This window comes from Mucilaginibacter sp. A5337 (assembly GCF_059690695.1).
On record NZ_JCAWEC010000003.1, the window covers coordinates 637,924 to 661,893 of the forward strand.

18 protein-coding genes are annotated in these 23,970 nt (G+C 42.4%); 14 read left to right on the top strand and 4 right to left on the bottom strand.

What is annotated here, in order from left to right:
• Positions 1–35: 35 nt before the first annotated feature.
• The gene (locus AC59JO_RS12700) at positions 36–785 is read right to left on the bottom strand and encodes a TrmH family RNA methyltransferase (protein ID WP_497305686.1); all 750 of its coding nucleotides are present in this window, start codon (positions 783–785) and stop codon (positions 36–38) included.
• Here AC59JO_RS12700 and tamL point away from each other — a divergent pair.
• A complete protein-coding gene (gene tamL / locus AC59JO_RS12705) occupies positions 776–3,136 on the top strand; it encodes a translocation and assembly module lipoprotein TamL (RefSeq protein ID WP_497305688.1) in 2,361 nt (786 codons plus the stop codon). The genes AC59JO_RS12700 and tamL overlap by 10 nt on opposite strands.
• Before the next feature lie 161 nt (positions 3,137–3,297).
• Here tamL and AC59JO_RS12710 read toward each other — a convergent pair whose 3' ends face one another.
• Positions 3,298–3,831, bottom strand: coding sequence for a hypothetical protein (locus tag AC59JO_RS12710; protein ID WP_413666557.1), 534 nt, complete (start codon positions 3,829–3,831; stop codon positions 3,298–3,300).
• 66 nt (positions 3,832–3,897) lie between these two features.
• The gene (locus AC59JO_RS12715; protein ID WP_413666558.1) at positions 3,898–4,395 is read right to left on the bottom strand and encodes a TspO/MBR family protein; all 498 of its coding nucleotides are present in this window, start codon (positions 4,393–4,395) and stop codon (positions 3,898–3,900) included.
• Between the two features lie 158 nt (positions 4,396–4,553).
• On the opposite strand from AC59JO_RS12715, the gene AC59JO_RS12720 reads away from it, so the two are divergent.
• From AC59JO_RS12720 to AC59JO_RS12750, 7 genes are all read left to right on the top strand, one after another.
• Entirely contained in the window at positions 4,554–4,913 is a 360-nt protein-coding gene (locus tag AC59JO_RS12720) for a cupin domain-containing protein (RefSeq protein WP_413666559.1), read from the top strand.
• A 123-nt stretch (positions 4,914–5,036) separates the two neighbouring features.
• Positions 5,037–5,807: an SGNH/GDSL hydrolase family protein gene (locus AC59JO_RS12725; RefSeq protein WP_413666560.1), complete on the top strand. Its 771-nt coding sequence runs from the start codon at positions 5,037–5,039 to the stop codon at positions 5,805–5,807.
• 194 nt (positions 5,808–6,001) lie between these two features.
• On the top strand, positions 6,002–7,924 hold the full coding sequence (gene abc-f / locus AC59JO_RS12730) for a ribosomal protection-like ABC-F family protein (RefSeq protein ID WP_413666561.1): 1,923 nt from the start codon (positions 6,002–6,004) through the stop codon (positions 7,922–7,924).
• A gap of 322 nt (positions 7,925–8,246) precedes the next feature.
• Positions 8,247–8,678: a hypothetical protein gene (locus tag AC59JO_RS12735; RefSeq protein WP_497305691.1), complete on the top strand. Its 432-nt coding sequence runs from the start codon at positions 8,247–8,249 to the stop codon at positions 8,676–8,678.
• A gap of 5 nt (positions 8,679–8,683) precedes the next feature.
• Positions 8,684–9,937: a type IX secretion system plug protein gene (locus tag AC59JO_RS12740; protein WP_497305693.1), complete on the top strand. Its 1,254-nt coding sequence runs from the start codon at positions 8,684–8,686 to the stop codon at positions 9,935–9,937.
• 115 nt (positions 9,938–10,052) lie between these two features.
• Entirely contained in the window at positions 10,053–10,604 is a 552-nt protein-coding gene (locus AC59JO_RS12745; protein WP_413666564.1) for an acyl-CoA thioesterase, read from the top strand.
• Positions 10,605–10,656: 52 nt separating this feature from the next.
• Positions 10,657–10,857 (top strand): YqaE/Pmp3 family membrane protein, encoded by a 201-nt coding sequence (locus AC59JO_RS12750; RefSeq protein WP_110586577.1) that lies wholly within the window; start codon positions 10,657–10,659, stop codon positions 10,855–10,857.
• Between the two features lie 137 nt (positions 10,858–10,994).
• Here AC59JO_RS12750 and AC59JO_RS12755 read toward each other — a convergent pair whose 3' ends face one another.
• On the bottom strand, positions 10,995–11,561 hold the full coding sequence (locus tag AC59JO_RS12755) for an RNA polymerase sigma factor (RefSeq protein ID WP_413666565.1): 567 nt from the start codon (positions 11,559–11,561) through the stop codon (positions 10,995–10,997).
• A 634-nt stretch (positions 11,562–12,195) separates the two neighbouring features.
• Between AC59JO_RS12755 and AC59JO_RS12760 the strand changes: the two genes are divergently transcribed.
• From AC59JO_RS12760 to AC59JO_RS12785, 6 genes are all read left to right on the top strand, one after another.
• Positions 12,196–13,320 (top strand): FecR family protein, encoded by a 1,125-nt coding sequence (locus AC59JO_RS12760; protein ID WP_497305696.1) that lies wholly within the window; start codon positions 12,196–12,198, stop codon positions 13,318–13,320.
• Between the two features lie 285 nt (positions 13,321–13,605).
• Positions 13,606–15,900 carry a SusC/RagA family TonB-linked outer membrane protein gene (locus tag AC59JO_RS12765; protein ID WP_497305698.1) on the top strand — a complete coding sequence of 765 codons (2,295 nt, stop codon included), beginning with the start codon at positions 13,606–13,608 and terminating at the stop codon, positions 15,898–15,900.
• A 39-nt stretch (positions 15,901–15,939) separates the two neighbouring features.
• Positions 15,940–17,031: a TonB-dependent receptor domain-containing protein gene (locus tag AC59JO_RS12770; protein ID WP_497305945.1), complete on the top strand. Its 1,092-nt coding sequence runs from the start codon at positions 15,940–15,942 to the stop codon at positions 17,029–17,031.
• A gap of 19 nt (positions 17,032–17,050) precedes the next feature.
• Complete coding sequence (locus AC59JO_RS12775; protein ID WP_413666568.1) at positions 17,051–18,886, top strand: RagB/SusD family nutrient uptake outer membrane protein; 1,836 nt, start codon at positions 17,051–17,053, stop codon at positions 18,884–18,886.
• Positions 18,887–19,061: 175 nt separating this feature from the next.
• Complete coding sequence (locus AC59JO_RS12780; protein WP_497305701.1) at positions 19,062–21,620, top strand: hypothetical protein; 2,559 nt, start codon at positions 19,062–19,064, stop codon at positions 21,618–21,620.
• Between the two features lie 9 nt (positions 21,621–21,629).
• Positions 21,630–23,966, top strand: coding sequence for an AGE family epimerase/isomerase (locus tag AC59JO_RS12785; RefSeq protein WP_497305703.1), 2,337 nt, complete (start codon positions 21,630–21,632; stop codon positions 23,964–23,966).
• Positions 23,967–23,970: the final 4 nt, after the last annotated feature.

The window sequence follows — 23,970 nt, forward strand, 5'->3', positions numbered from 1 at the left end:
ACTGCAAAGATAGTAAATATTTTCAGCGAGCAAATTTATTTGAACGAATTTCTTTTAATTTCTGAACATAATATGGCTGTGGCTATGGCCACGTTTAATGATTCGGCGTAGCCTATTCGCGGGATAGTTACTTTTTTATTTATTAATGCCTGTATTTCAGGGCGCAAGCCATTACCCTCATTACCCATAGCTAGTAGCCCCTCATTACCGAAATTAGTGTCGTATATATTTTCGCCATCAAGCATTGCACCAAATAAAGGGAGCTTTATTTGTGGGAGAGTGATCAATAAGTCACTGTAATGCACGTTTACCCTCGCTAATGAGCCCATAGTGGCCTGCACAACCTTGGGATTGTAAACATCAACGGTATCATCTGAGCAAATAATATCGGTGATGCCAAACCAGTCTGCCGTGCGGATAATAGTGCCCATGTTACCGGGATCCTGCACGCCATCAAGCACCAGCGAAAATTTGTTTTTTAACGAGTTGTAATTTAATGCGGGCCATTTTGGTATTTTAACCAAACCAATTACCTCCTGCGGGGTTTTCAAACTGCTGATCTTTTCAAGATCGGATGATGAAATTTCCTGAAAATTTATTTTTCGGGATAAATTCAGCATTTTTGGAGCAATTTCGGCGGTATGGTATATAGTATCAACCTGGTATGCAGTATTTACAAATTCAATAACCGATTTGTAACCCTCAACCAGGAACAATCCGTGCTCTTTACGGAATTTTTTTTGTTGTAAGGACTTTAATAAACTGATCTGTGATTTTGAAAGCATATACTAAACCTGCTGTTTACCGCCTTACAATATTAAGTATTTTGCTGATTATTATCGGTTCTGGCTGTAGCATTACCCGCGGTATCCGTAAAGACCAGGCGCTCGTGCGTAAAATTACTATAAAAGGTATTGACGAAGAATTTGCCGAAACTGCTGTGAATTATGTAGATAAAGAACAGCAGCCTAATAACTGGCTCAACTTGCAGTTATATTACACCTTTAGTAACAAAGGGAAAAAAAATATTGGCGAAGCGCCTGTTGTTGTAGATAGCAACCTGATTGAGTACTCCCGGGTACAAATGGAAAAATATATTCGTAGCCGTGGTTATCTTAAAGCGAAAGTTGCTGATAGCGTGATCATAAAAAAGCAAAAAGCCGAGTTGGTTTTTACAGCCAATGAAGGCCCCATGTTCCGCATTCGCAAGTTTACCGATAGCATTGCCGACAATAACGTTAAGGGGTTGTATAATGGTAACCGCAACAGGATCTCACACATACAACCGGGAGGCAGGTTTGATACCGATAGTTTGGCTTACGATCGGGATCAGCTTTACTTGCTGATGAAGCATAATGGCTATTACGATTTCTACAGGCAGTACATCAATTTTACCTACGACTCCACCTTTAACAGCAGTGTGGTTGATGTGAAAATGATTATCGATAACCCGGCTGGTAAAACACAGCATCCGGTTTATACCATCAACAATACATTAATTACGATATCTAACAGTCAGGGACGTACTAACGGTAAGGCCGACACTATACAGGTTGACTCGCAATTCAGGTTTGTTGATTACTCAAAAAGGTTTAAGCCCAGAGTTGTAACCGATTATGTTTTTCAGAAGAAGGGCGAAATTTATGATATTGATAAGCAAACACGAACTACAACACGCTTATCTGAGCTAAATGTATTCAGGAACGTACCTAACCCTGTTTACGAAAAATTGAAGGATAGCTCCAACAGGCTCAACACAAGGATAGATATTGTGCCCCTGAAACGCATGAGCGACCGTGTTGAGGGCGAGGTGCTTTTTAGTGGGGGGCGCTTTGGCTATAACGTGGGCAATACTTTTACCGACAGGAATTTGTTTAAACAGGCCGCCATATTACAGTTAAAGGTTAACTGGAGCATCCTTTTTGATAATGGTAACAGCGTTGGTAATGATCATAGCAGTATTCAAAACCAGGAATTCAGGGTAGGTGCACAGCTTACGTATCCGCGTCTTTTGCTACCATTTAAATTTCCTTTCCTTGGTAAATTCGCAGTTCCGCATACCACGTTTTCGTCAAATTACTCTTTGTTTTTTCAAAAGGACCTGGTTAAACGTGAAAGCCTTATCAACTCCCTCACCTACGATTTTTTTGATACACCCTATAAATCACATACCATTACGCCTATCAACATTGAGTTTTCGAGAGGTGTAATTGATCCGGCTGCTAAGGCTGCGCTGCTTGCCCAAAATAGGTACTCCTATGTTTACCTTATCGGGCGTACCGTTTTTACATCAGGCAGCCAATACACCTACCAGGTTAACGCTATAAAGCTTAACGGTTATGAAAACTTTACCTATTTCCGCGGCAGTTTAGATATTGGGGGGAATTTCCTTAACCTGGTGAGCAATCTCACAAACGCACCTAAAGATACGCTCGGGCAGCATAAGCTTTTCGGATATACTTTTGCACAGTATACCAAAGTTGAACTTGATACCCGCATTTACCGGAACTTTGGTGGCGAAAAACAATTTGTTTTCCGAATTAATCCTGGTATAGGTATTCCGTACGGTAACAGTAACCAACTTATTTTTGAAAAGAACTTTTATGCGGGTGGTGCTAATGATATCAGGGCCTGGCTGCCGCGCACATTAGGTCCGGGGCAATTTAACCGGGGTACCTATTATGGTACTGATGTTAATACCCGCGCGCGTCTGAAATACCTTGATCAGTTTGGTGAGATCAAGTTTATAACCAACGCCGAATACCGGTACCTGTTGGCAAATAACTTTTTTGGCGCAAAGCTAAAAGGTGCACTTTTTGTTGATGCCGGCAACGTATGGCGTTTGCATGACGAGCCCGATAATCCCAACGGGCAGTTTAAACTGAACAACTTTTTAAGTTCAACGGCGGTAGGCATTGGTACCGGGTTGAGGTTTGATTTAAGTTTCTTCGTGTTCAGGCTTGATGCTGCCTTTAAATTTAAAGACCCGCAATTCAGCGGATCTGACCAGTGGGTGTTGATTAACCATGCCGGCGAACTGTTCAATAAAGGCTCGTTTAAAAAAGCATATGAAGCAGCCAATGGCGAAGGTTACAATTTTATGCAGCTGAACTTTGGTATTGGGTTACCTTTTTAAGATTTTAGAGGTTAAAGGCGAAAGGTAGCTGAAACTTTTGCGTCATACATATATGCTTAGATGTAATTTTCGTTTTTTCGCCTTTATTTCATTTTACAGGCCTTTTAGTTTTAACGTTAGAAAAACCTTTAACCTTTCGCCTTTTAGCTTTCACCTTCTTTCTAAAACATATTCTTCAAGCCGTCAATAATGCTTTCAAAAAAGGTTGGGATGCTTAAGCCGTTATGGTAGTTGAAATACAGGAAGATACAAAAGATAACTACGGCAATAATAATGAACCGCTTAAACATGTAAGCCAGCAATACCAGCAACAGTGGTATAGCTATCAACAGCACCCAGCTGATATGGAAAGGGCTTAATTTACTGTCATGCTTGTATATATAGTATAGTATGGCATGTGTGCCGCTATCATTCATGTGTTTAGCATACAGGAAGCTCGAGCGATCGAGTTTGTGGCGATAAAAGGCTGTACCTTTATCAAACTTAAGTTCTTCGGTAAAGCCGTTCATTACAAAGGTGAAAACACCGTTTACGTTTTCCTGTATTACACCTGCGGTATCGGTTGCAACTACGGCAACTTCATCAACTGCAAAGGGGTTTTCTTTAATTACAAAATGGTTTATAGCAGTTTTATCGGCAAATGCAAAGCTGTGTGCCGCTGCAATAAGGCAAAAAATAAGTAAAAGTTTTTTCATGGTTTGATACAAAGCTTCATTATCGATGCTGTAATTATCTGCAATAAAAATAGTGTTTTTTATGGGCTATCGGTTAAGGAAATAAATACTAGCATTAAGTACACCGGCAAAGCTTACCCATAATAAATAGGGTACAAGCAACCATGCAGCAGTACGGTTAAATTTACTAAACCAGTTAATGTTTACTACAATGCTGAACCACAGTAAAATGATCACAATCATGGCTCCGGCTACCTGATGCATGCCGAAGAAAACTATCGACCACGAAAAATTTAAAATAAGCTGAATGAAATATACCGAACGCGCAATGATATAAACGGGCTTACGGCTGCGGTGTTTCCATACAAGATAAGCGGCGGTTGCTATCATGATATAAATTACGGTCCATACCGGCGCAAATAACCAGGGTGGTGGATTAAATGACGGCTTTTTAAGTGTGCTGTACCAGCCGGCAATTTCGGGCCGGGTTACCAGTGAGGCAACAAAGCCAATAAATAATACAATGAGCAGGCTGACGAGGTAGGGCAAAAATTGAAAACGTTTGGTAGATGCGGCTATGGACATAATGTTATTTGAACCTTTAAAAGAAGCATAAGTTTTATTGCGAACGAATAATCATTAAAACTAAATAAAATGAACATTACTATTAGTTAAAGCAACCGTTTTGCAATAAATACACAACGCTTAGGTGGTATTAACAGTTAAATGTTAGTTTAGCCTATATGATAAAAGCCTACAGGTTGTATACCGGCGATGACGGTCACTCGCATATAGAAAAAGGAATGGTTGAATTAGGTCCGCTTAATGAAGCGTTGACCATCAGGTTTCAGGAATCGGAACCGCATGCATTTTATGATTATCATAATGCCCCAACTAATCAGTATGTAATAACCCTTACCGGTACCCTTGAATTTGAAACCTATCCCGGCGAAAAATTTATATTACACCCCGGCGAGATCCTGATAGCCCAGGATACAACCGGTACAGCCCACAAATGGCGCCTGATTGATAACGAGCCCTGGAAACGGGTTTATGTTACCTTTGATTCGGCAAAGCCGATAAATTTTGTGGCAGATCAATAAGAATTGCCGCGGCAATTGTGGATGCACGTAATATTCCTTTTACAAATGCTGATACAAAAGCCAACAAAATTTTAATAGTTACAGTAAATCAGTATTTTCGGCAAATACCTTTATAATCCACAAATGAAAGATACCGAACAAAACTATCGCCGCCATTTTTTGAAGACCGCTGCGGTAGGTACTATTGCCTCAATGGCGATCCCATCTATCGTTTCATCGGCGTTGGCTGCCGAAAAACCGGCAAAGAAATTAACTTTTAACCAGGGCGATGTAGTACTTTTTCAGGGCGATTCCATTACCGACTGGGGGCGCGACCATAGCAAAATAGAACCAAATACTACCAGTGCTTTAGGCTCTGGTTATGCGCTGCTTACAGCTTCGCAATTGCTGCTTAAACATGCTGATAAGGGTTTGAAAATCTACAATAAAGGTATTAGCGGTAACAAAGTATACCAGCTTGCCGAGCGCTGGGATACTGATTGCCTTGCCCTTAAACCAAACATACTGAGCATCCATATAGGGGTAAATGACTTTTGGCATACCCTTACGGGTGGTTATAAAGGCACGATAGAAACTTATATTGCCGATTACAGGGCACTGCTAACCCGCACCAAACAGGCCCTGCCCGATATTAAACTGGTGATCTGCGAACCCTTTGCTGAAAAGAATGTAAAAGCAGTTGATGACAAATGGTATCCAACATTTGATTCATTTGGTAAAGCAGCTAAAGATATCGCTGCCGAGTTCGACGCGGTATTTGTGCCTTATCAATCGGCATTTGACAAAGCCGAACAAACAGCACCTGCCACCTATTGGAACCTTGATGGCGTACACCCCAGTGTAGCCGGCGAAGCCCTCATGGCCCAAACATGGTTGAAAGCTGTGGGAGCGTAGTTTTAAGGTAAAAGGATAAAGGTGAAAGGCAAAAGGTAGCTACAGCTTTGCAAGTGGCTAGCCTGCATTTTTTTACCTTTCTCCTTTCACCTTCCCCAAAAGACCTTTTATCTTTCTGCTTTCACCTCGCCCTGAAAAACCTTTAACCTTTCGCCTTTAACCTTTCGCCTCAAAAACTGTATCTTTGCGCGTAAATGATTGCTATAAATAACCTTACGTTCGAGATTGGTGCGCGGGCCTTATATGATGAAGCCAACTGGCATATTAAACCCGGTGAAAAAATTGGTTTAATTGGTGCCAACGGTACTGGTAAAACCACCCTTTTAAAAATTATTGTAGGCGACTATAAACCTACCTCCGGGACTGTTTCAATGGCTAAGGACCTTACCATGGGTTACCTTAACCAGGATCTGCTTTCATACTCATCTGATAAAAACATTGTACATGTGGCCATGGAAGCCTTTGAGCGCCAGAACCAACTGCATGATGAGATCGAGAACCTGCTTAAAAAACTGGAAACGGATTATAGTGAAGAACTACTAAATAAACTAAGCGATAAGCAGCACGAGTTTGAACTGCTTGACGGTTATAATATCGAATATAAAGCCCACGAAATTTTGGCGGGTTTAGGTTTCAGTGATGACGATTGCAAGCGTAAATTAAGCACCTTTTCGGGTGGTTGGCGGATGCGTGTTATGCTTGCCAAGATCCTGCTGCAGGCACCTGATATCCTGCTGCTGGATGAGCCTACCAACCACTTGGATTTACCATCTATCCAATGGCTGGAAGACTACCTGAAGGCTTTTACCGGCGCTATCATTATCGTATCGCACGATAGGTGGTTCCTGGATAAGGTGATTAACCGTACCGTTGAATCCCGTAAGGGTAAACTGACTGTTTACGCCGGCAACTACTCTTTCTATCTCGAAGAGAAAGCCCTGCGTGAAGAAATTCAACGTGGTGAGTTTAAAAATCAGCAATCAAAAATTAAACAGGAAGAGCGTTTGATCGAGCGTTTCCGTGCCAAAGCTTCTAAGGCAAAAATGGCGCAATCCCGCATCAAAATGCTGGATAAAATGGAGCGTATTGATGACGTGGATGACGATAATCCATCAGTTAACTTCGCTTTCCGTTTCAGTAAGCAATCGGGCAGGCACGTGATCACGTTGGAGGATATTGTTAAGAAATATCCTGCTATCGATATTTTAAATGGGGGTGAGGCGGTAATAGAAAAAGGTGATAAAATTGCCCTCATCGGTGCCAACGGTAAAGGTAAATCAACGCTGTTACGTATCATTGCTTCGGCTGATAAAGATTATACAGGTAAGGTAACTACAGGTCATAACGTAACTACTACGTTTTTTGCCCAGCACCAGTTGGAGTCGTTGCACCTCGAAAACCAGATATTGCAGGAGTTGCAGGCATTCGCCCCAAAACATACTGATACCGAGCTGCGTACCATTTTAGGTTCGTTTTTGTTTACCGGCGATGATGTGTTCAAAAAGATCAAGGTACTATCGGGTGGTGAAAAATCGCGCGTAGCCCTTGCCAAAGCGCTTACTGCCGATGCCAACTTCCTGGTACTGGATGAGCCTACCAACCACCTGGATATGCAGTCGGTAAATATCCTGATCCAGGCGCTTGACCAGTACGAAGGTACTTTCATTGTGGTATCGCACGACAGGTATTTCCTTGATAATGTAGCCAACAAAATCTGGTTTATTGAAGATCAAAAGATCAAAATTTATCCGGGTACCTATGCCGAGTTTGATGAATGGTACGCCAAACGTAAACTGGAACCTAAAGCTGCTGCACCTGCACCTCAGCCCAAAAAGGAAGAGAAAAAGCATGAGCCGGTTAAACAACCACAAGGCGAAAACAAGCATCAGCAATTAAAGAAACTGAACCAGGACCTGGCTAAAATGGAGCAACAGATTGCCGACCTTGAAAAAGAGGTAAAGCAGTTTGAAACCCAACTGGCCGACGATAAGATATACAGTGATAACGCCAAACTGAAGCAAACCAATGCTGCTTACAGCGCCAAACAAACCGAGCTGAAACAAATGCAGGAAAAATGGGAAGCATTGGCAGAGCAGATATTGGAGCTGGAATCGTAATACCCCTCCCAACCCTCCCCTGAAGGGAGAGGGCTTAAAAGGATTATAGCACTAAGGCCGTTATTGCATTGCAATAGCGGCTTTTTTACATAACGTCCCATCAGGGTCTCTCGGAGAGGACCCTGATGTATAAGCTATACAGGTGCGCTCTGCATAGTTGGCGATTGCTTCGTTCCTCGCAATGACGTTTGTTTTATAGTACTTTAACCTCCCACCAGGGTCCGCTTGCAGAGGGCCCTGATGAACAAGAAAGCCGCTATTGCATTATGATGGCGGCTTTTTTATATTCGTTTATCAAAGTTGATACAAACCTAAATTATAAATGATCAACCAATATCGTGGGCTTGCTATTGCCATATTAATAACCAGTTGTATTATTATTGTAGGTATGGGGCATGGAGCAGTGCCGGTAATATTTGCGGAGGTTGTGCTTCCGGTAGCAAAAACGCTTAAGTTTTCATTAATATTAACTAATAATGATGAAAACTCAATTGCAGCGGGGGCTTTGTTTCTTTTAATTGGCCAATTACTGCTGTTTATAAGTACGCACAAATTGAAATTGACAATGCGGCTGGTTGCGCTTGTTATGATGTGGATAGGCTTCTTTTACCTGGTACATAACATATTCACTAATGGCGGTTCAGCGTTCACTTTTGCAACAGGTTCTCCTTTTTTATTTTTGTCAGTTGCATTGTTTAGTTTTGACGTTAGGCAGTATTGGCTGCAGAATAAAACAGATATTGAACAGGAATGAAATTAATGAGGATATTTTTAAGCATGGTAATCTTTACTATGTTTATTCAAACAACCTTCGCTCAATCACCCTATAACAACAACGTTTATTCGCCGGCTATAAAAAGCGTGGAGTTTTATAATACCGCCAAACAGGGTTCATTTCCGGTGATCAATTTAGGATCGGATGAAAAGGTGCTGCTAACTTTTGATGACCTGCGCGGGGGCAGCCGTAATTATTATTATACCATTGAGCATTGCGATGCTAACTGGAATTCATCAAACCTTTCATCTGCCGAGTACCTGCAAAGCTTTACCGACGACAGGCTGTACAACTACAGCTATTCAACCGGCACCATGCAAAAATATACCCACTACGAAATCTCATTGCCCAACAATAACATCGCCCCCAAAATATCGGGTAACTATGTGCTGAAGGTTTATGAAGATGGCGATCAAAACAAAATGGTGCTTACCCGCAGGTTATATGTGCTGGGCAAACGCGTATCGATAGCTGCCGACCTGGTACCTTCGGCTAATAATGCTACACGACAAACCAATCAGAAAATCAATTTTACGGTTGATTATTCGGGCCTTGTTGTGCAGGACCCTGCCTATGCCTTACGTACCTTTATTATGCAAAATGCCCGTACCGAAACGGCGGTGCTTAACGGGCAGCCAACCTATATTCGCGGTACACAGTTGATTTATAATGACGTAAGCATTAATGATTTTCCTGGTCGTAACGAGTTCAGGTTGTTTGATATGCGTACACTCAAGCTCAACTCGCAAAGGGTAGCCAAAATTTATAAAGATTCAACCAACGTGGTAGTGCTGCTTGGCGATCCGGTGCGCGACCAGCCTAACTACATTTTTCAATACGATAACGACGGCAAGTTTTATATTCTGAATAACGACGGCACCACGCCGGCTACAGATGCCGATTACGCGCACGTGTATTTCACCCTGTCAACCAGTAAAAGCCCTAACGACGGAGCGCCGTATGTGGTAGGCCAGTTTAATAATTACCGGCTTGATGATAGCAATAAGCTTCACCCGCTTGATAACGGCAGGTACACCGTAAATATGCTGCTAAAGCAAGGTGTGTACGATTATGAATATGTTTGGGTAGATGCCAAAACAGGGCAGGCCGACGACATCCCATTTGAGGGAAGCCACTTTGAAACCGAAAACGAATACCAGATGCTAACCTACTACCGCCCGCCTGCAGCCAGATGGGATGAGCTGGTAGGTTTCAGGGAGTTGGTGACGAAAAGGTAGACCTCTCCTAAATCCTCTCCAAGGGAGAGGACTTTAAAAACTTTGCAAATAAAAGTCTCCCCCCTTGGGGGAGATTTAGAGGGGGTGCTTATCTTTGCCTCAAAACACTATCTATATGACCGGAAAATCGCCGCAGGAATCATACACCATCATGAACGAACTGGTATTACCCAATGATACCAATACCTTAAACAACCTGATGGGCGGCAGACTGCTGCATTGGATGGATATTGCTGCCGCAATTTCGGCGCAGAAACATTGCAACAGGATAGTGGTTACGGCATCGGTAGATAATGTATCGTTCCAGTCGCCGATAAAGCTTGGCGATGTGATCAGTATTGAAGCCAAGGTTACCCGGGCGTTTACAACCTCTGTTGAGGTAAGGATGGACGTGTGGGCACAAAACATCCCATCGGGCACCAAAGTAAAAAGCAATGAGGCATACTACACTTTTGTGGCTTTAGATAAAGACGGGCAAAAAACTGCAGTGCCCGAGCTGATCCCCGAAACGGATAAGGAGCGAGCCCTGTTTGAAGGGGCGCTTCGTCGCCGCCAGTTGAGGCTGATATTGGGTGGCAAAATGAACCCTAATGATGCTACCGAACTCAAAGCCCTGTTTTTTGGCGATCAGCTGCCACCCAATCTGGGCGAAGAAATAAAGCAGTAACAAATTTAATGGCGTATGGTCTAAACGGTAGTTAAACATTAAAACTACAGCCATGCGATACTTTTTGTGCTTTTTACTGCCACCTGTTGCCATCCTAACCACCGGCAGGATAGGTGCATTTATACTGAATATATTTTTAACCCTGTTTTTCTGGATTCCGGGTGTAATACATGCCATACTGGTAACCAGCGATTATTATGATGCCAAACGTCACCGCCAGCTTATGCGGGCAACAAGGCGCGCAAGGTGGTAGACCGCTGATTTTTTGATTATGTTGATTTCGCTGATTCCCCGCTATCTGCCGTGGGTTTAGCGTAACTTATAGTCATGAAGTGATCTTCGCCCGGGTCATTACTAGGAAAGAGGCAACCCTTCAATTTTGCAGACAATTTACAGTAGCGTTAGCAAATGTGACGCTAGTTTTGCCCTCAATATTTTTAAGGAGTTATTTACCTGCTTTCTAACGGTTAATGGGCTTATCTCCAATATTTCGGCAATTTCGTTATGAGACAGGTTAGAATCCCTGCTTAATTCAAATACCTGTTTCATTTTTGGAGGTAAAGAGCTTACCTCTGCCTTAACCAGGGCAATAAGTTCTTTATTTCTTAAATTTTCGTCTGTGGTAGATTTGCAGGTTTCTTCAAAACTAATTAATGAGGCGATGTAATTAGATTTAACCTTCTCGTGCTTAAAAACATTCAAAACCTTGTTTCGGACAGCGGTGCATAAATAAGCCTCTAAGTTGCCTTTAATCTCAATTGATCTCCTTTGGTTCCATAAATGGATAAAAAGTTCCTGTAAGATATCTTTAGCGGTATCCCTGTCCGGTAATCTTTTATAGGCATGTTGATATAACAATCCGTAATAACGGGAGTGGATTGCCGTAAACGCCGAGATGTCATCTTGTCTTAACAGCGTTATCAAATCGTCGTCACTATGTTTACCGTACAAAGCCATTAAGGTTTTATTGATTCTTAATTTATGAGTGATATTTATTGGTATCTCAACAGGTGAGGCCCGGGACAAACGGATCGCCTGAAACTGGGCGTTCGTTCATCTATGCTATCGTATAATTGTTGTTACAAATTAATAGGACTGGAGTGATTTTAAATGTTAAAGCTCTACGCAATCGTTTGCGTTAATTCAGGGAAATAAGCTTTAACAAAGAGGCGCCTGCCCTCAATGCAAGCCCCATATCGCCTTAATCCACTGATTAAGAACGCTATTTTTAACTGATTGGCAAAGATTTTACTGTCGGGGTAATTAATACGGGCTTTCAATAACAACACTTCGCTGTTATAAAACTCAAAAAACATATTTATGAGCCTTGCTGTGATAAACAAACGTTTGCGTTGAACTTACTTGTGATAAATTCTTATGCCTAAATGCATTGACGATCTCAATCCGCCGACTTGGAATAGCTGAATGTAAGATCAGTTTTCAATGAGCTTTCTTATTGTAATATCAGGTGATATCTTTCCTCGCTCTATCATCTGGTAAATTATTTTTACTTTTTTTATTTTTCATCTACTCCCTCCCCCCGGTAGTAGTTGTATATGGGGTAATAAGGATGATATATCCTTTAACAATTATGCAACCACAAGACATAGAAGATTTAATAGAACGGTATAACAGCGGCATGACTACTCCGGCAGAGAATGCTTTGGTTGAAAGCTGGTATTTGAAATATAAGCATAGCGATCCTTATTTGTCGCAGGAGCAACTGGAAGAAGATCAGAAGGAGAGCCTTGATAAATTGTTGAATGAGATACAGGGAGGGGCAAAAAGGATACAATTATCGCGTTGGGCAATAGCAGCTTCGATACTTTTTTTTATAGCTGTGGGAGGATATTTTTTCAGCATTAACAATAATTACCACCGGCAAATAGCAGTAGCTAAGCCTCAGAAACAGGATGTGGCCCCGGGTGGAAACAAAGCCATATTAACTTTAGGAGACGGGAGTACTATTGTGCTGAATAGCGCAAAGATTGGAAAGCTTGCCCGCCAGGGAAATATCATTATAAAGAAAGCTGCCGATGGACAAATTAGTTACAATGATGTAAGTAGCAGCCACACTTCAAAAAATGAAGTATACAATACGGCCGCTACTCCACAAGGGGGGCAGTACCAATTTATTTTGGCCGATGGTACTAAAGTGTGGTTAAACGCATCGTCATCAATCAAATACCCGGTAGTTTTTAATGGTAATGAGCGCAGGGTAGAACTTACCGGCGAGGCTTATTTTGAAGTTGCACACAATGCCAAAAAGCCGTTCAAAGTTATTTCAAACGGGCAAACAGTGGAGGTATTAGGAACCCATTTCAACATCAATGCTTACAATGATGAGCAGGCTGTTAAAACTACCCTGCTCCAAGGCAGCGTAAAAGTATCAGCCGGGAAAGTGAGTAATATTATAAAACCAGGTCAACAGGCAAGGTTTGATCATGGCTTGATCGATGTTATGAATGTAGATCCGGACGAGGTGGTGGCCTGGAAAAATGGCTTTTTCTTTTTTGAAGACAATAATATTCAGGAAGTAATGCGGCAGCTTTCGCGTTGGTACGGTGTTGAAATAAAATATGAAGGACAATTACCCTCACGGAGGTTTTCGGGCGAAATTTCCAGGAACGTCAATCTATCGCAGATACTGGATATTCTGAGCTTTAAGCAAATACATTACAAAATAGATGGGAAAACAATTATTGTAATGAATTAACACCTGTAATTAACCAATTATTAACCTAAAAATACGAGAACCATATGGAAAGATAAATACACACCCGGCCTTCAAAATTTAGGCCCATTCCCAATAAGGTTAACTAAAAAAAACGCATCCCGAGGGCAATCGGAATGCGGATAAATATTGAGTTAACCCTCCCCGCAAAACGGGAATATGTTTAGTGTCTCTAACTATCTGTTAACCCAACTCAACAAAAGTATGAAATTAAATGCTTTTTTAATGGCCATGCATTGTCCGTGGCCGCGCAAAATGTTATTAGTTATGAAATTGACTACCTTGATCATGTTAGTTGCCCTTCTTGAATGTAGCGCAAAAGTGTATAGTCAAAAAATTAACCTGGATGAAACAAATTCCTCACTAAAAAAAGTACTTAATCAGATAAATAAACAAACAGGATACGTGTTTTTTTATGATTCAAAAGATGTACAGAATAAAAGTGTAACCATTCATCTGAAAGATGCCTCAATTGACGAGGCTTTAAAGGAGTGTCTTAAAAATCAGCCATTAACTTATAAAAAGGTTAATAACAACATTGTTCTTCAGCAAATTGAAAAGGCTGTTGATAATGTGGTTACCAGCTTAAATGTAAGTCCGGTTAAGATAAGCGGGCAGGTATTTGATACCAAAAATATGCCCCTGGCCGGTGTTACCATTGCAGTAAAGGGAAGTCAAGTCATCGCTATATCTGACGCTAATGGTAAATTCAACATTGAGGTTCCGGATGGAAACGCAACACTTGTTTTTTCATTTGTTGGCTATGTGAAAAAAGAATTGCAGGTTACTCCCGGTACGCCTATGCAGGTAAAGATGGAAGCCGACGTAAGTGGGCTTAGCGAAATAGTTGTGGTTGCCTATGGTACGCAGAAAAAGGAAAACCTGACAGGTGCAATAGGTGTAATTAAATCATCTGCACTTGAAAACCGCCCTACATCTTCTCCAGCCAATTTGTTGCAAGGCTTATCTCCGGGTGTTACCGTTACTACACAAGGCAGCTATCCCGGTGCAAGCGCTAATATTAAAATCAGGGAATCTTCCACCTGGCAGGGCGGAACAGATCCGCTATACGTGATAGATGGTTTTGTAAGGGATGCAACAACATTTTCCACCATTAATCCGGCTGATATCGATAATATCAGTATCCTGAAAGATGCGGCGTCAACCGCTATTTATGGTATCAGAGGTGGTAACGGTGTTGTTTTGGTTACAACCAAACATGGCGTAGCCAATAAGACATTTATATCCTACAATGCATCATATACGATGAATAACCGTGAAATTACGCCACGGAGAATGAATGCTTTTGATGCTTATACTTTTGCCAATGAGGCATTTGCCCAAAAAGGTTTGCCGGCAACAGATCCAAGCTACTACACGCCCGATGAATTAGATTACTTCAAAACCCATTCGTACGATTGGTTAAAAGATACCTGGCGTAATCCATGGAATACTTCGCATAACTTAGCGGTAAGTGGTGGTTCGCAAGCAGCCAGGTACTACATCTCGGCAGGGTATTTCCAGCAGGAAGGAGCAACTTCAAATTCCTTCCGCAAATATAATCTAACAGCAAAAGTAGATGGGCAAATTTCCGAACGATGGAGCTATAATTTAAATATCCAAAGTGAATGGAATAACGGAAGCCGTCCGTTTTGGGCCTATGATTATGGGGATTTCAATCTTTCAAACATGTACAACAGGTTGTTAATGGTAAATCCTGGTCGGCCGTCTTTTATTAATGGCCTTCCTGTTGGTAATTTCGACAATACAAATACCGCTAACCTGGCAAATGGAAATGGTGGCTACACCAAACCCTCTGGTAACAATATTACCCCGGTTTTTCAACTGAAATATGATATCCCCGGCATAACCGGATTGTCGGCAAAGGGTACTTTCGCTTACAATACCACTAATAATTACACCAAAGCATGGCGCAATGCCCCTTATATCTATTACTTCCAAACCGGTGGCGACCATAACCACATCGTTACCGATAAATTGGATTTAACACGATCTGGAGGGTACCAGATATTAGATCAGGCCCAGATTTCGGGAATAGGTGCACCTACCGAATTGGAAGAATCGTATTCGCAGTCATCTAATTACCAGCTGGATTTGATGTTGAATTATGAACGCTCTTTTGGCCTTCATAATATCAGCGCATTTGTCGGGTATGAACAATCGGCATATCGTGGCCATTATTCAAACATTTGGGACGATAATTATAATAACCCTAACTATCAGCAAATTAACGGTGGATCAACCAATAGCACCGACTGGTACATCAGGGGCGATCAGAACCAGCCTACCGGCTTTGCCTCTTATTTCGGCAGGGTCGACTACAATTATGCCTCAAAATATTTGCTTGGCTTTACCATGAGGGCCGATGGTTCTTATATTTTCCCGTCAAATAAACGCTGGGGATATTTCCCGGCTGTTTCAGCAGGCTGGAATATCGCCAATGAAAATTTCTTTGCCAATTATACTAAAGTCCTTGATGTCTTGAAGCTGCGTTTCTCTTACGGTATAACCGGTACAGATAATACCGCTCCATGGCAATAGCAACAAACCTACAACTTTAACGCAAACTCAGGTATATATATAGGGTCAGGACTTCCGCCTTCAACAACGCTGGGTTCAACTATCAACCCCAATATTACATGGGAGAAAAATCATAACTACAATTTGGGTTTAGATTTTGGCATGCCCAAAAGAATTCTTACCGGAACTGTAGATGTATGGTACAAAAAAACCACTGATATCCTTGGTGCACGTGTGGCATCAGTTCCCAGCACGGTTGGAGCCAGCTTACCGGCAGTTAATTATGGAATAGCATCGGCACGAGGTATTGAATTGTCCCTTAGCCACGAACGGCACATCAATGATTTTTTCTATCGTGTGTCTGGCAACTGGTCATATTCTGCCAACAAATATCTGAAGGTTGACCAGGCTGCATCAGTACGTGGTTATCAGAATTTGATAGGCCAACCCATTAACGGTGTTATATGGGGATATGTATCCGAAGGAATTATCAGAACACAGCAGGACGTAGATAATATTTTAAAGGCAAACGGCCCTAATTTTACCATATTTGGCAGCAAGCCACAGCCCGGAATGTTGATGTACAAGGACATCAGGGGGCCGCTGGGTACCGATTCGCCCGATGGAAAAATTGATGGGAATGACCAGCAAATCATTTCAAAAAACGGGATACCGCGTGTTAATTATGGCTTCAACTTCACGTTTGGCTGGAAAGGGCTTAACCTCACCACAGTATTTGCAGGCCTCGGACGCTATGATATTATGCCTACCGATGTGTACTACAGACGGCCTTTGCCTGGCAATGATAATTTAACCATCTGGAAAAATGCATGGACTCCGCAAACAGCATCTACTGCCACTATGCCAAGCCCTATTATGACTGATTGGCAAGGCACAAGCAATAGCGAGGTGTCATCTACATTCTGGTTAAAGAACGGCGCTTTCCTGCGGTTAAAGTCCTTAATTGTTGATTACAGTTTACCGGCAAGCTTGCTGGCAAAAATAAAAGTTAAAGCTGTGAAAATCTATTTCAGCGGCGAAAACCTGTATCAATGGAACCATGTAACCGACTGGGATCCTGAACTGGGCGGCGATTTCAGAATGTACCCGGTATTAAGAGGGTTTACTTGCGGACTGAACGTAACACTTTAAAACATTAAACTATCAGATCATGAAACTTAAATTCAATATACTATTCGTTTTATTGGGGATGATTGCTTTAACAATATCCTGCAAAAAAGTATTTGATGTTGATCATCCGGGAGGCCCTATTACGCCGGAGCAGGAATGGGGCAGTCCTGATTTTGTAAAAGGGTATGTAACCAATTTCTATAATATTTTGCCTTCCTGGAACAGGAATGAAGAACTGGCCGGCGAGGCTTTTTCCAGTGGCAGTGGCTCAAATAGCCTTAATTCTTTTCTTAAAGGAACCTATACAAGCCAAAGCGGTTATCCTGACAGGGTTTGGGATTGGGGAAGGGTAAGGTCAATTAATAACTTTTTTGCCAATATTGACAAAAGTAAATCTGTTTTATCTGACGCTGATTATAAAAGCCTGAAAGGCCAGGCATATTTCTTCCGCGCCTATTTATACTACAGGATGGTAAAAGTATTAGGCGGAGTGCCTATTATTACCACGGTTCAGGATCCGACAGCCGATATCAATACTTTGCTGGTAAAAAGAAATTCATCACTTGAGTGTTTTGACTTCATTGGCAAACAGTTAGATAGTGCCGTTAATTTATTGCCGGCTACCTGGGGCTCCAATGATATTGGCCGGGTTACCAAAGGTGCGGCTATGGCAGTAAAAGGCGAAGCCCTGTTGTTAAAAGCAAGCCCCTTGTTTTGCAAAACACCTAATGCCACTTATTGGAGTGATGCCTATAATGCCTTGCTGGCTGCTAAAACCGAGTTAGATGCTGATGGCTATGGCTTATATACCGATAATAGTACAAAACCAAATGAAAATATGTGGTATGATAAGGCCGGGGCTGCAAAAGAAATGATTTTGAGTGTACGCTACCATTATCCCGAAAAAACAAATGGCTTTCAGCAAGGCCAGAGGCCATTAACTGAAACCTCGGGGTTAGCGGGCGTTTGCGACCCAACCTGGGAAATGGTTCAGGCTTATCCTATGAAAAATGGCCTCCCAATCACAGACCCGGCTTCAGGGTATGATCCTACAGAGTTTTGGAAAGACAGGGATCCGCGTTTTTATCAGGCTATTGTCTATAATGGGGCAAGATATGATTTTGCGGATATAACGCCCCGCGTTCAATGGATATTCAATGCGATTGGTGGTGATGACGGATATAAAACTTATAATCTTACCGGCTTTTATTGTCGTAAAGGGATAGACACTACGTTGGGTTCAAGCGTGTGGAACCGCCAGGCTTTTGATTGGCCTATCATCAGATATGCCGAGGTTTTACTTAACCTTGCCGAGGCTGCTAATGAAGTACAGCATCCGGCTGAAGCGAGAACCTATATTATTCAGATCCGCCAAAGGGCTCATATAGCGGCAGGAGCCGGAAATTATGGATTGGCCGCCTCGGTTGGCTCCGATTATCAGGCGACGCTGAATGCTGTTATGACCGAACGGGCGATAGAGTTTGCTTTTGAAGGAAAACGGTTCTGGGATTTAAGGCGCAGGCGGATGTTTAGTGTGCTGAATAACATGGGTACGCTGCACGCCTACGGGCCGTACTTTAACAGCGCGGCCGCATCCTCTCAATATGGTATTGATATTACACAAAGCAACAGCGGGATAGCTTCACAGCTTTCTAACCTGATCGTAAATTCACCTGCTTCGTTTGATCGTAATGCTTTTCTTAAGGCTATTACCAATTACAAATATGAGCCGATAGATCCAAGTGCCACCAGTCAAATCAATATACCTGATGCCTATTATTTCGGCCCTATTGATCCGCAATATATTTTACAAAACAAAAATCTGCAGCAAAATACAGGCTGGGATGGCGGAACCTTTAATCCGGTGATACAATAGGTGCCGAATGTGTTTTATTTTTTAAGTGTACTTCTGGTAATGAGACTACCTGAGGTTTAGTTGAAGGGGCGTCCCTGTATGGTGGTACAGGGCGCCCTCTTTTAATCATTGATCAGAAAGCGGTGCTTAGAAATTGGAAATGCTTTTTAGTTGATTATATATGAGCTTTTATAATATGATAAATAAGTTGAACACACGTTTTTTATTTCTTTTGGTGTTCGGTATGCTGCTGATAATTCACCGGCAATCGAACGCGCAAACCATAACTTTAAATACAAAGTTTGTTACGCTTAGTATAAACAAACGCGGGTTCATTTCCAGTATTAAAGATAAATCATCCCATAAAGAATATTGCCCTGCCGGTAAAGTTTCTGCATTACTTAGTTTGTACAAAGGCGAAAACTATATCCTGCCGGTATCTGCTGCATTTAATACCCTCAATAAGCGGATTACACTACGCTATCCTAATGGCTCAGTAGCAACGGTACAAACTGATGAAAAAGGCGAATATGTACGATTGAAACTGTTGTCGCTTAAGCCTCGAAATGGGGTTGACAATATTGTTTGGGGCCCTTATAAATTAACCATCTCTAAAACAATAGGCGATATTCTGGGCGTAGTAAGAGATGATGATTTTGCATTCGGTATTCTTGGTTTAAATGACAATACCACCAGCGGCCCGCCAACAGGGGGCGACATGTCTTTTATGCACTATTTTATACATTCGCCAGATCCCGTAAAATATCCTTTGCCGCCGAATCTTAAGGAAGGCCAAACTTTTACAATTGGCGGAGATGGAGTAAATGATGTAGCTTTTTATTCACATCCGGAAGAGTATTATCGGATGAATTACGGAAACGGGGCAAAGCTTGAGCCCGCTTTTGGTTCTACTGTTTGTATGCACTCGAGAGACCGGAGAAAAGAACAAATGATACGTTTTCCGGTGTTACCCGATAATCTGGATGGAAAGGCTAATTCGGCCAGGTACCAGCTGGTGCCGCCGGTTGATGCTGATTTCATCGGATCGTCAGTTGCTTTGCTTGCATGCCCCGACTCTATCGGGCTCCGCACTATCGAGCAAATAGTTTTAAAGGAAGGTCTGCCGCATCCGGAAATTGATGGTCAATGGATCAAAGACCCTAAAGCATACCGCCCCGATATTGCGTGGTACGGCGCTCATGACAGCCTGATCACCTATGCACATCAATTAGCCATCAAAGGCGTACAGGATGAAGGATGGGGCGAATATTATCCCAACCCACAAAATCGCTGGACTAACAGAAAAATAAGTTTCAATAACGCAGCTCCCATGGGCATTCCGGAGTATGGCGCATTGATGAAAAAAAATGGGATCAGGTATGGACTGCATACGCTGTGCGAGTTTTTGCAGCCGGACAATAACAGTGATGTAGCCCCGGTACCGAGTGATAGTCTGGCTATTATGCAGCGTACTTCTATAACTAAAGATCTTACCGATCAAGATAGCATTATAACTGTGGCCGACAGGGCCTATTTCAACGAGTACGGCGGATGGGAAGGCAACCATACCAATGTGCTGAAAATAGGGAAGGAACTGATAGAATATAATGGCATTACACAAAGTAAACCTTACACCTTTTTACATTTAAAAAGAGGGCTTTACGGAACGAAAAGAGGAGCTTATAAAAAAGGTGCCACAATAGTAAAGCTACAGCCTAATTGCTATCGTGGTTTTGTTCCTGATATGAATTTGCAAAAAGTATATGCGGCTTATTACGGCAAATGGCTCACAGAAGGCGGCATGGATTATATTGATTTTGATGGCCTTGAGAGTTGTATATACCAGGGACAGGGACAATACTCCTTTAAGCAGTTTTTCAGGAATTTATTTGATACCTACTCGAAAAATGGAGGTAAATACCTGCGCGTGATGGGGAGCGCTGTATGTGAAGGGAACTGGCATTATATGAGTGTTTGTAATGTTGGCGGCGGCAACAATATGTTTAACCCGGTATTGAACCAGTGGGGGATAGAGGGTAAAGATATGCGATATGTTTTTGAGAGCAGTTACTTACCCGCAACATTCGGAATAGTTGATTTGCATAGCGATTGGAGTTTATACGATGCAGAGAACCTGGAAGCCAAATCAATTGGATGGAATGCGACCTATATGCTTGGTTTGAGCCAGCATACTGTTGAAAATTGCCCGGAAAAGAATAATATTTTCAAGGCATACCGCGCCTGGGAAAATGCGAGGGCATTGAATATTTTCACAAAAGCAGTGAAGGAGCAGTTGAAAGATTTAAACTATAAATTTCACCTGGTGCAAAACGGCGAAAAGTCTTTCGTTTTATACCCTGTACGTGAAATCCGTTTTCCTGATCAGCAATATACTGTCGAAAAAAATACCTGCCGGGTAAATAATGAATTTGATGCGCAACCGCTGGATTGTGCAATACGGGTATCATCTACCGAAAAAGACGGGTATGCTGATGGCATCAGGATCACTTTTCAGGATAGTGCAGAACTTTCGATCGACAAAAAAATTACCAATGGTGAATTTATTATCCTGAAGGATAATACTTGCTATGTAGCAGATAAGAACAGAAAGAAGATCGCCGAAATTCCCACTCAGGGCAATTTTACACTTTCGCACGGGCCATCATCAATCCAGGTTAGCGCCCTGCATAATAGCAATCAAAAAGTAAATATGGAACTCCTTGTTTCATCTGTAGGACCGGGTATCGCACTTTGATCATTGAACATGAACTTTAACAAAAAAAGCTGTCTTTCTGCATTCGTAATTTGTACATGTTTATTGGGCATTGCCCATGCGCAGGGAGATAAAAAGCCTATAATTCCGGATTTTTTAAAAGCGGTGCAAGGAAATATGCGTGTAAGCGCCATCCAATACGAGGGTACCAAAGCATTGAATAAATTTGAGTTCGGGAACAACAGCCTCACAACTGACAGTGCACAATGGTTACTTAACTTAACCGCAAAACAGGCAAACCCCGGGGTGCTTGATATCACCGCAGATATTACACTAAAAGAAGGACATGCCGCTGCCACTGCGTTAGAGGTGTCTTTTGACTTCAATAGCTGGAGCAGGAAAAATTATGTTATGGTGCCTGCAAGTATGTATAATGGGAACAGGTATCCTGCTATTGGCAACGGGTACAATCCACCCTATACCAGGGATATGTACTATAACCCCAAAGTACCGTTAACAATTTCAAACAATCCCAGGTTATCGGCAGAACCCAATAAAGCATCACTGGTGCAGTTACAAACCGGCAATGCTGCAACTCCGGCAATGTGCTTTTTTTCACCCTCACTGAAGAAGGGCTTTATCCTGTTGACTACCCAGCAGACCAGGTTGGGCAATAGCGGTCTTACCATTGCAGAAAATGCAAAACAAGATAGTTGCAGCTTCCGTATTTCTGCGCCTGCAGTGCGCAGATTAGCGCCCGGGTTTGGGGATTTTCATGAAAGTGGTGATAAAGCACGCGACTGGAAACCCGGCGACCATGTAAAAATAACGATGAGGGTATATGTATTTGATGCCGGCAGTATCTCCGACTTATTCAAGAAATTCATGCAGGTACGTAAGGATATAACCGGGCCAAATCATCCGCGGAATGTATTGCCTATGAGTGAATTACTCGCTGTAGGTTCGGCAATATGCAGCGGCAATTTTATACATGTTCCTGCCGGCAGTTATTATAAGCCTGAAAATAATGACGATTTTCAGTTGGGTTGGGTAAGCGGCATGATGAATACCTATCCTATGCTGGCGCTTAATAATCCAAAAGAACGTGAGCGTGTGGCAGAGGAGATCGATTTCGTAGTGAATAAACTTCAGGGGAAAAGCGGTTTTTTTTACGGCGGAATAGAAGCAAATGGCCGCATCCTTTTTGAAAAAATGCATCCTGATTTTCCGGAGGGCCAGGCTATGGTACGCAAAAACAGCGATGCTTTACTGTGGCTGATGAAGCATTTGTTGTTGCTCAAAGCGCAGGGTTTTGGAAATGTAATTAAGCCTGAATGGGAATCGGCAGCGAAAAAACTGGCCGAAGCTTTTACTAATACCTGGAAAAAATACGGCGAATTTGGGCAGTACATCGTACCGGAAACAGGCCGGATAGCGGTGTTCAATTCTACGGCAGGAGCAATTGCACCCGCGGGATTGGCTATCGCTGCAAATTACTTTAACCATCCGGAGTGGCTTAAAATTGCTAGGGAAGCTGCAAATTATTATTACCAACGGGATGTGGTAAACCAGGGCCTCACCGGTGGCGACTGTGGTGATATTAGTATGGATGCTAATTCAGAATCGGCATTTGGTTTTTTAGAATCACTGATGGCCTTATACAACGCTACCGGCGATAAAAGTTGGCTAAAGAAGGCTGAGGTAGAAGCGGCGCTTTGTTCAACCTGGGTATTATCCTATGATCCTGTTTTTCCCCCGGGCAGTCAGATTGCAAAGTTGAACAGCCATATGGCAGGGGCAGTTTGGGCCAGCATTCAAAATAAACATTCGGCTCCGGGTATTTGTGAAGCCTCGGGTGATTACCTGTTCAAATTATACCGTGCGACGGGTAACAAATTATATGCAGATTTAATAAGGGATATTCAACACGCGCACGCCGAAGCGGTAAATATGCCCGGCCATTATACTACAAACAATCTCATCGGATCGAGCATGGAACGAATTCAACCCAGCGACGCCGAGGGTAAAGGCAGCGTAGGCAATTTCATAAACACCCGGAACTCGTGGACGGAAACAAATGGTATGTTGATGGCCATTGAACTGCCCGGAATTTATCTGCAGACAGATAAAGGGAAACTCCTGGTTTTTGATCACGTGGACGCATCAATTTTGAAGAAAGATAAGAAATCGACCACACTGCTGGTTAGTAACACTACCAGGTATGATGCCAACGTAGCCATTTTTGCAGAAAGCAGTACCCAGGCTCAGAAGCCGCTGCCGTATACCGCCTTTTTAAACTGGCCTAAGGTGATGGTAAAGGCAGGACAAAAATTACAGTTACAAATCACAGCCGGTAACAAAATTTTGGCTGTTAAAACACTTAACTAAAAAT

Excerpts from the sequence above, each read along its gene's own strand:
- AC59JO_RS12700 (WP_497305686.1), bottom strand. The coding sequence starts at position 785 with ATGCTTTCAAAATCACAGATCAGTTTATTAAAGTCCTTACAACAAAAA.
- AC59JO_RS12710 (WP_413666557.1), bottom strand. The coding sequence starts at position 3,831 with ATGAAAAAACTTTTACTTATTTTTTGCCTTATTGCAGCGGCACACAGC.
- AC59JO_RS12715 (WP_413666558.1), bottom strand. The coding sequence starts at position 4,395 with ATGTCCATAGCCGCATCTACCAAACGTTTTCAATTTTTGCCCTACCTC.
- AC59JO_RS12720 (WP_413666559.1), top strand. The coding sequence starts at position 4,554 with ATGATAAAAGCCTACAGGTTGTATACCGGCGATGACGGTCACTCGCAT.
- AC59JO_RS12725 (WP_413666560.1), top strand. The coding sequence starts at position 5,037 with ATGAAAGATACCGAACAAAACTATCGCCGCCATTTTTTGAAGACCGCT.
- abc-f (WP_413666561.1), top strand. The coding sequence starts at position 6,002 with ATGATTGCTATAAATAACCTTACGTTCGAGATTGGTGCGCGGGCCTTA.
- AC59JO_RS12735 (WP_497305691.1), top strand. The coding sequence starts at position 8,247 with ATGATCAACCAATATCGTGGGCTTGCTATTGCCATATTAATAACCAGT.
- AC59JO_RS12740 (WP_497305693.1), top strand. The coding sequence starts at position 8,684 with ATGAGGATATTTTTAAGCATGGTAATCTTTACTATGTTTATTCAAACA.
- AC59JO_RS12745 (WP_413666564.1), top strand. The coding sequence starts at position 10,053 with ATGACCGGAAAATCGCCGCAGGAATCATACACCATCATGAACGAACTG.
- AC59JO_RS12750 (WP_110586577.1), top strand. The coding sequence starts at position 10,657 with ATGCGATACTTTTTGTGCTTTTTACTGCCACCTGTTGCCATCCTAACC.
- AC59JO_RS12755 (WP_413666565.1), bottom strand. The coding sequence starts at position 11,561 with ATGGCTTTGTACGGTAAACATAGTGACGACGATTTGATAACGCTGTTA.
- AC59JO_RS12760 (WP_497305696.1), top strand. The coding sequence starts at position 12,196 with ATGCAACCACAAGACATAGAAGATTTAATAGAACGGTATAACAGCGGC.
- AC59JO_RS12765 (WP_497305698.1), top strand. The coding sequence starts at position 13,606 with ATGAAATTGACTACCTTGATCATGTTAGTTGCCCTTCTTGAATGTAGC.
- AC59JO_RS12775 (WP_413666568.1), top strand. The coding sequence starts at position 17,051 with ATGAAACTTAAATTCAATATACTATTCGTTTTATTGGGGATGATTGCT.
- AC59JO_RS12780 (WP_497305701.1), top strand. The coding sequence starts at position 19,062 with ATGATAAATAAGTTGAACACACGTTTTTTATTTCTTTTGGTGTTCGGT.
- AC59JO_RS12785 (WP_497305703.1), top strand. The coding sequence starts at position 21,630 with ATGAACTTTAACAAAAAAAGCTGTCTTTCTGCATTCGTAATTTGTACA.